This window comes from Methylobacterium endophyticum (genome assembly GCF_050591105.1).
GTDB lineage: Bacteria > Pseudomonadota > Alphaproteobacteria > Rhizobiales > Beijerinckiaceae > Methylobacterium.
Genome location: NZ_JBNHES010000011.1, coordinates 154,180 through 162,146 on the forward strand (window position 1 = coordinate 154,180; position 7,967 = coordinate 162,146).

Here is a 7,967-nt window from a genome sequence, read left to right on the forward strand (position 1 = left end):
CCGCCCGAAGAGGGACCCGGCCGCCGGGGGGGCCTCAGGCCAGGAGACGGTCGAGGGTGATCGGCATCTCCCGCACGCGCACGCCGGTGGCGTGCCAGACCGCGTTGGCGACAGCCGCGGCGGTCCCGGTGATGCCGATCTCGCCGACGCCCTTCACCCCGAGCGCGTTCACATGCGGATCGTGCTCCTCGACGAGGATCGCCTCCATGCGCGGAATGTCGGCGTTCACGGGCACATGGTACTCGGCGAGGCTGTTGTTGAGGAAGCGGCCGGAGCGCGGGTCCATGAGGGCGTGCTCGTGGAGCGCGAAGGACACGCCCCAGACCATGCCGCCGTAATACTGGCTCTCGACGAGGCGCGGGTTGATGACCCGGCCGGCGGCGAAGGCGCCGACGAGCCGCGTCACCCGGATCTGGCCGAGATCGGGATCGACCTTCACCTCGGCGAAGACGGCGCCGTGGGCGTGCATGGCATAGGCCTTCTGCGCGGCCGGGTCCGGGCCGGCCTTGCCGCGTCCCTCGACGGAGGCGCGCCCGGCGCGGGCGAGGATGTCGGCGAAGGATTCGCCCCGGCTCTCGTCGTCGCGGCGCAGCAGGCGGCCGCCACGGGCGACGACGCCGGCATTGCCGGCCCCGAAGAGCGGCGAGCGCTCGTCGGAGAGCGCCAGGGCCGCCAACTCCCTGATGACCGCCTCCGCGGCCTTGTGGACGGCGCTGCCGGCGGTGGCCGTATGGGCGGAGCCCCCGGCGATGCCGGCATTGGGCAAGGTCGACTCACCCATGCGGAAATCGAGCGCCTCGACATCGACCCCGAGCCCGTCGGCGGCGATCTGCGCCAGGGCCGTCCAGGCGCCCTGGCCCATGTCCTGCGCCCCGATCTCCATGCTCGCGCCGCCATCGGCCCGGATCTCGGCGCGCGCCTCGCCCTGGAACATCAGGGCCGGGAAGGTCGCGGTGCCGAGGCCCCAGCCGACGAGCAGCCCGTCCTCGTCGCGCATCCGCCGGGGCTCCTGGGGACGCTTCTCCCAGCCGAAACGCTCGGCCCCCTTCGCGTAGCATTCGCGCAGGGCCTTCGAGGAGAAGGGCTTGTCCGAGATCGGCTCGGCGGCGGCGTAGTTGGCGAGGCGGAAGGCGAGGGGATCGACCCCGCAGGCCAGCGCCATCTCGTCCATGGCGCTCTCGATGGCGAGACTGCCCGATGCCTCGCCGGGCGCGCGCATGAACAGCGGCGTGCCGGTGTCGAGGCGCTCGCCCCGATGGCTCGTCGCGATGGCGGGACTGGCATAGAGGGTGTGCGAGACGCCGCTGGCCGGCTCGAAGAAATCGTCGAAGCGGCTCGACGCCGTCACCGTGCGGTGATCGATGGCGGTCAGCCGGCTGTCCTCGCCGGTGCCGAGGCGGAGCGTCTGGCGGGTGGGGCCGCGATGGCCCACCGGGCCGAACATCTGCTCGCGGCGCAGCACCAGCTTCACCGGCCGCCCGACGAGCCGCGCGGCCATGATGCCGAGCACCTGCGGCCCGGAGACCACACCCTTCGAGCCGAAGCCGCCCCCGAGGAAGGGCGTGCGGATGAGGATGTCGGCGGGCTTGATCCCGAACAGACCGGCGAGGCGCCCCTGCGCGGCGGCCATGCCCTGGCTCGGCATGTCGAGGATCAGGCGCTCGCCGTCCCAGCGGGCGACGATGGCGTGGGGCTCCATGGCGTTGTGGTACTGCGCCGGCGTGGCGTAGGTCGCCTCGATCCGCTTCGCCGCCGAGGCGAGCCCCGCCTCCACGTCCCCGCGCCCGGCATCCGGCGGCTCGCCGATCCCGATCGACTTGGGCACGAAGGGCTCCTGGCCGCCGAGATCGACCTGCGCGGCCTCCGCCTCGTAGCGCGGCGCCAGCAGGCGGGCGCCCTCTGTCGCGGCCTCCAGGGTCTGCGCGATCACCACGGCCACCGCCTGATTGGCGTAGCGGACGCGGTCGTCCTGGAGCAGCTCCATCCTGAAGGCGAAGGGGTTGTCCTTCTTGTCGGGGTCCTGGGCGAGCTTCGGGGCGTTGTCCGGCGTCATCACCTCGACCACGCCCGGATGGGCCTTGGCGGCGGCGACGTCGAGATGCGTCACCCGCCCGCGCGCGATCGTGCTGACGGCGAGCACCGCGTGGAGCAGGCCCTCGGGGCGGTTGTCGGCGGCGTAACGGGCGCCGCCCGTGACCTTCAGGAGGCCCTCCCGGCGGGTGAGGGGGCGGCCGATGCTCGCTCCTTCGTGGCTCGATCCGTGGCGGCTCGATCCTTGGCGGCTGCGCGCGGGCTCAGACATGGGCTGCGGCTCCGTGAGAGAGTGAGAAGACAGAGGCGGGGAGGGCGGTCGGACGCTCCGGGGTGCCGGCGAGCGCCAGCGCCAGGGCGCGCCCGACGACCCGCCGCGCCAGATCGATCTTGAAGGCGTTCGCCTCCCCCGAGGGCTCGGCCCCCGCGAGCGCGGCCTCTGCCGCGCGGCGGAACAGCTCCGGGTCCGGCGCCTGCCCGGCGAGCAGCGCCTCGGCCTCCGACGCCCGCCAGGGTTTCGCCGCGACGCCGCCGAGCGCGATGCGCCCCTGCCCGATCAAGCCGCCGTCGAGGCTGAGCCCCACGGCCGCCGAGACGGTGGCGAAGGCGTAGGAGGTGCGGTCGCGCACCTTCAGGTAGCGCGCATGCGCGGCGAACCCGGCGGCCTCCGGGGGCAGGCGGACGGCCGCGATCAGCTCGCCCGGAGCGAGCTCGCTCTCGTGCTCGGGGGTCTCGCCCGGCAGGCGGTGGAAGGCAGCCAGCGCCACCTCGCGGCGCCCGGCCGCCCCCTCGATCTCGACCATCGCGTCGAGGGCGGCCAGCGGCACGCAGAAATCGGAGGGGTGGGTGGCGATGCAGCCCTCGCTCCAGCCGAGCACGGCGTGCAGCCGCGTCGCCCCGCCGACGGCGTCGCAACCGGCACCGGGATCGCGCCGGTTGCAGGCGGCGGCCGCGTCGTAGAAATACGGGCAGCGGGTCCGCTGGAGGACGTTGCCACCCGTGGTCGCCGCGTTGCGCAGCTGCGCCGAGGCCCCCGAGAGCAGCGCCTCGGCAACCGCCGGATAGGTTTTCGCGAACCGGGCGTCGCGGGCGAGGTCGGCGTTGCGCACCAGCGCGCCGATGCGGGTCGAACCATCGGGCAGATGCTCGATCCGGTCGAGGCCCGGCAGGCGGGTGATGTCGATCACGCGCTCGGGGGTGGCGAGGCCGCCCTTCATCAGGTCGAGCAGGTTGGTGCCGGCGGCGAGATAGGCGGCGCCGGGCTCGGCGCCGGCCGCCAGCGCCTCGGCGAGCGTCGCGGGGCGGGTATAGGCGAAGCGGTTCACGCGGCGTCCTCCCTCTGGAGAACGCCTTCATGGGCCGCTTCATGCGCCGCGATCACCGCGTCGAGAATGCCCTGATAGGCGCCGCAGCGGCAGAGATTACCGCTCATGCCCTCCCGCACCCGGTCGGGATCGAGGGTGCCGCAGCCCTTCACCTCGTCGAGGAAGGCCACGGCGCTCATGATCTGGCCGGGGGTGCAGAACCCGCACTGGAAGCCGTCATGGGCGATGAAGGCGGCCTGGACCGGGTGCAGGGCGTCCCCCTTCGCCAGCCCCTCGATGGTGGTGACGCTGGCCCCGTCGAGGCTGACGGCGAGCGTGAGGCAGGAATTGATCCGCCGCCCGTCGACCAGCACCGTGCAGGCGCCGCACTGGCCCCGGTCACAGCCCTTCTTCGTGCCGGTGAGCCCCATGCGTTCGCGCAGGGCGTCGAGGAGGGTGACGCGGGCGTCCTCGAGATCGAGGCGACGAGGCTCGCCGTTGACGGTGAGCGTGACGGGAAAGGTCATGCCGGCTCCGGGAATGGCGTATCTGGAGCCGTTCCAGATAGACCGCTGCTCCCGCGCGACCAGACCTGCGGCGGGTGCGCGACGTCGCCGCGTGCGCGATCCGGTCCCCCATCGACCAGCGGACGGGCCGGGGCAGGGGCGTCCGAAGGACCCTGCCCGTTCGCCGCGCCGGCACGAGCGTCCGCCATGCAGGCGCGCCGGACGGTACGGGCCAACGCGAACGGCATCCCGGTTCCGAGCGGGCTTCCCGGCCGAAAACACGGCCAATCCGTCTCACGGCGGATCGAGACACGAGAGCCGGGCCGAAGCCCGCGCAGACCTCAGCCCGCGCACACCTCGCGCGAGCCCCCCTCACAAGCCCCGAGACATCATTCGCATAAGATATATTATGGAACCTATCTGGCCTTTCACCCTGGAGGAGGGGGCTTTCCACCCCGATCCGGCAGCCTCGGTTCCAGCCGCGCCGGCAGCCTTCCGGCGGCCACATTCTGTAGTGTTTTCGTCGACCAAGACGCAGTGCAGGAATACCCACGTTAATCAAACGTTACTGCCCATCCGGTTGTGGCCGGGCGGCCACACGCTCCCGTGATCGGCGAAGTGCAGCATTCGCGCGCTATCGAGTCTGCCGGAAACGGGCCAGAATTGGGGCAGATTGATTCTGCCGCGTTACCCGCAGCCTTTGCCGGGATACGCCGACCACAGCGACGGGCAAGACCGATGACGGCACTGAAACACGCTGCACGCCGGGACGGGGCAGGCTCTCGCGGGACCCTGCGCGGCTCGGCCCGCAAGGCGTTCCTGCTGGCCGGCACCGCCGTCGCCCTTCCGCTGATGGCGTCCGCCGCGCAGGCGCAGTGCACGCCCACTCAGGCGAACCAGGCCAATGGCGGCGGCATCATCGGCGACTTCAGCGCCGCCGCCTCCGGATCGGTCGCGGCGGTGCAGGCGCTGACCTCGGTGCTGAACACCACGAACACCGCCTTCCTGACCCAGACGAGCGGCTTCATCGGCGCGCCGTCGAACCCCTTCCCCGGCCAGCAGGGCGGCGGCGTCTGGGTGCGCGGCATCGGCGGCACCGTGGACACCAACACGACCGGCGGCTACGCCTTCGGTAATCCGAACGGCGTCATCCTGCCCGGCAACGGCACCTGCCGCACGCAGACGACGCAGGATTACGGCGGCATGCAGATCGGCGCGGACATCTCGCGCCTGAACGTCAACGGCGCCAATGTCCACATGGGCATCACCGCCGGCTACACCGAGAGCACCCTGCGCTCGCGCGGCGGCGGCACCTTCGGCGGCGAGTTCCAGATCCCCTTCGTGGGCGTCTACGCGGCCGTTACCAAGGGCGGCGCCTATGCCGACGGTCAGGTCCGCTGGGACTTCATCGAGGGCCAGATCAACGACCCGACCAACGCCATCTTCCGGCAGCGCCTCGACGCGCAGAGCCTGAGCTTCACCGGCAACATCGGCAACCAGTTCCCGCTCGCCGACAACTACTTCATCGAGCCCTCCGTGGGCGGCGTCTACTCGTCCGCCAAGGTCGATCCGCTCCGTCTGTCGGGTACGGTCTTCCAGTTGAACAACCCGCTGTTCGGCGTGCCGAGCACCGTGAAGATCAGCAATTTCGAGAGCATTCTCGGCCGCATCGGCGTCCGCGCCGGCAAGAACATCGCCGTGGGCGACTACGTCCTCCAGCCCTTCGTGACGGCGAACGTCTTCCACGAGTTCGGCGGCAAGGTGCGCTCGCTGGTCTCGTCCGATCTCGGCGGGTTCTTCACCGCGAGCGGCGACCCCGTGACGGGCAACTTCCTCAGCCAGAACTTCGACACCAAGACCGCCCTGCGCGGCAACCGCATCGGCACCTACGGCCAGTTCGCGGTCGGCGTCGCCGGCCAGATCCTGAACACCGGCTGGCTCGGCTACGTGCGCGGCGACTACCGCGTCGGCGACCATGTCGAGGGCTACGGCATCAGCGGCGGCCTGCGCTACCAGTTCAACCCCGAGACCGTCGCGGCCGCCACGCCGCTCATCAGCAAGGGCGCGGCCCCCTCCTCCCTGGTGCCCGCCATCGAAGGCCCCGTGACCTGGTCCGGCTTCAGCATCGGCGGCTCGGTCGGCGCGACCTGGGGCCATACGCGCCAGCTGACGGCTCTCAGCGGCAATTTCGGCGGCCTCCAGCTCCTGGCGCCCACCGTGGGCCGGACCGACCCGCATTCGGCCGGCATCTATGCCGGCGGCCAGCTCGGCGCCGACTACCAGTTCGGCAACTATGTCGTGGGCGTCGCCGGCGACATCGGCTTCGTGAACGCCAAGGGTGCCCGCGGCTGCAATCCGCGTCTCGGCGATCTCTACTTCTACAACTGCGAGACCCAGGTCGACATGCTCAGCATGGCGACTGCGCGCGCCGGTTACGCCTACGAGCGCAGCCTGTTCTACGTGAAGGGCGGCGCGGCCTTCGCCGACGTGACGGAGCGCCTGAAGGACAACACCGGCGGCCAGCCCCTGTTCGCGGTGTTCGCCAACAACTTCAACTCGGCCGCCGTCAGCACCGATGCCTTCGGCTGGACCATCGGCGGCGGCTTCGAGTACCAGATCACCCGGAACTGGTCGGCCAAGGCCGAGTACATGCACTACGAACTCGAGAACAAGCGCCTGAACTATCCGCTGACGCTCGCTTTCAACGCCCCGAGCACCACCGTGGCTCAGGCGTCGAGGCACAGCGGCGACATCGTGCGCGTCGGGGTCAATTACCGCTTCAATATCGACGCTCCGGCGCCCGTCGCGCCCGTCATCGCCAAGTACTGATCCCGACACCAGTCAGTCGGAACGAAGAAACCGCGCCCAGGCCAAGCCTGCGGCGCGGTTTTTCGTTGGGCGCCCTTCTCTATGAGGGGCACGTATGCGGCGAATATCTGCTCCGGATTTAGTCTGGCGTGCCGTCCGGCCGGCGCAGCAGGTAGACGTCCATGATCCAGCCATGGCGGGCACGGGCTTCCGCCCTCACCCGCAGGATCTCCGGGCCGACGCTCCCGAGGCGTCCCGACAGTGTGATCTCGTCCTGGCTTCCGAGATACGCCCCCCAGAAGATCGTCAGCTCGGGGTCGAGATGATCGAAGCGCGGCGCGCCGTCGAGCATCACCACCGTGCTGTCGGCATCCGGGGGCAGGCCGTCCGCGAGCGCCCGCCCGGTGGTCAGAAGGACGGGGCCGCCGATCCGGTTCAACGCCGTCCGGTGACGGGCGGCGAGCACCTGCACGCTGCTGATGCCGGGTATCACCTCGTACCGGAACGCGACGCGGCCGCGGGCGACGATCCGGTCGAGGATGCGCAGGGTGCTGTCGTAGAGGGAGGGATCGCCCCAGGCCAGGAAGGCGCCTCGCCCCCCCTCCCCGATCTCGCGCGCGATCGCGGATTCGTAGAGTTCGGCCCGCGCCGCATGCCAGGCATCGACCGTCGCGGCATAATCGGCGGGGTTGCGCTCTCGGGGCGGATCGGGAAGTTCGACGAACCGATAAGGCCGCTCTCCGAAGGCCCGTTCGCAAACCTCGCGCCGTGCCCGGACCAAGCCGCCCTTCTCCGCGCCCTTGTCGGCCACGAACACGACCTCCACCGTCTGGAGCGCCTTGATCGCTTCGAGGGTAAGGTGGTCCGGGTTCCCCGTACCGATCCCGATGACGGAGACATGTCGCATGAGACTGCTCTCACAAAGCTGGGAGAGTAAGATCTGGCCCGGACATGACGAAGCCCGCGGAACGCGGGAGTTATCCTTTGTTTCGCGGGCTTGATTTTGGTTGCGGGGACAGGATTTGAACCTGTGACCTTCAGGTTATGAGCCTGACGAGCTACCGGGCTGCTCCACCCCGCGGCAAGGGTTTGGTCCGGGTTTTGTTGCCTTTGTGGGACATGCTGCGCTTGGACGGTGTCTTGTCCAGTGCGGGCGTCCGGCTTTGGCATCCGGTCCGATCGGTGTCGTGTGCGAGGGAGTGTGTTTTTGGATTTGCGTTGTGCGGGTCTGGCGGCGACCGACTCTCCCGTGTCTTGAGACACAGTACCATGGGCGCTGGTGTGTTTAACGGCCGAGTTCGAGATGGGATCGGGTTCT

The 7,967-nt window shown here is 70.3% G+C and carries 5 protein-coding genes, 1 tRNA gene and 1 rRNA gene; 1 reads left to right on the forward strand and 6 read right to left on the reverse strand.

Annotation, left to right across the window (positions count from 1 at the left end):
* Positions 1-34 precede the first annotated feature (34 nt).
* Genes ACP56T_RS13925 through ACP56T_RS13935 form a run of 3 tightly spaced genes read right to left on the reverse strand, consistent with a single transcriptional unit; the run spans position 35 to position 3,862 of the window.
* Positions 35-2,302: a xanthine dehydrogenase family protein molybdopterin-binding subunit gene (locus tag ACP56T_RS13925; RefSeq protein ID WP_430912724.1), complete on the reverse strand. Its 2,268-nt coding sequence runs from the start codon at positions 2,300-2,302 to the stop codon at positions 35-37.
* Positions 2,295-3,356: an FAD binding domain-containing protein gene (locus ACP56T_RS13930; protein WP_430912725.1), complete on the reverse strand. Its 1,062-nt coding sequence runs from the start codon at positions 3,354-3,356 to the stop codon at positions 2,295-2,297. The genes ACP56T_RS13925 and ACP56T_RS13930 overlap by 8 nt, the downstream gene beginning before the upstream one ends.
* On the reverse strand, positions 3,353-3,862 hold the full coding sequence (locus ACP56T_RS13935) for a (2Fe-2S)-binding protein (RefSeq protein ID WP_430912726.1): 510 nt from the start codon (positions 3,860-3,862) through the stop codon (positions 3,353-3,355). The genes ACP56T_RS13930 and ACP56T_RS13935 overlap by 4 nt, the downstream gene beginning before the upstream one ends.
* Before the next feature lie 717 nt (positions 3,863-4,579).
* Between ACP56T_RS13935 and ACP56T_RS13940 the strand changes: the two genes are divergently transcribed.
* The gene (locus ACP56T_RS13940) at positions 4,580-6,670 is read left to right on the forward strand and encodes an autotransporter domain-containing protein (protein WP_430912727.1); all 2,091 of its coding nucleotides are present in this window, start codon (positions 4,580-4,582) and stop codon (positions 6,668-6,670) included.
* 118 nt (positions 6,671-6,788) lie between these two features.
* On the opposite strand, the gene cobF is transcribed toward ACP56T_RS13940, so the two are convergent.
* From cobF to rrf, 3 genes are all read right to left on the reverse strand, one after another.
* The gene (gene cobF / locus ACP56T_RS13945; protein WP_430912728.1) at positions 6,789-7,556 is read right to left on the reverse strand and encodes a precorrin-6A synthase (deacetylating); all 768 of its coding nucleotides are present in this window, start codon (positions 7,554-7,556) and stop codon (positions 6,789-6,791) included.
* Between the two features lie 97 nt (positions 7,557-7,653).
* Positions 7,654-7,730: transfer RNA gene (locus ACP56T_RS13950), tRNA-Met, on the reverse strand.
* Between the two features lie 145 nt (positions 7,731-7,875).
* Positions 7,876-7,967: ribosomal RNA gene (gene rrf / locus ACP56T_RS13955) — 5S ribosomal RNA — on the reverse strand; the annotation flags it as partial.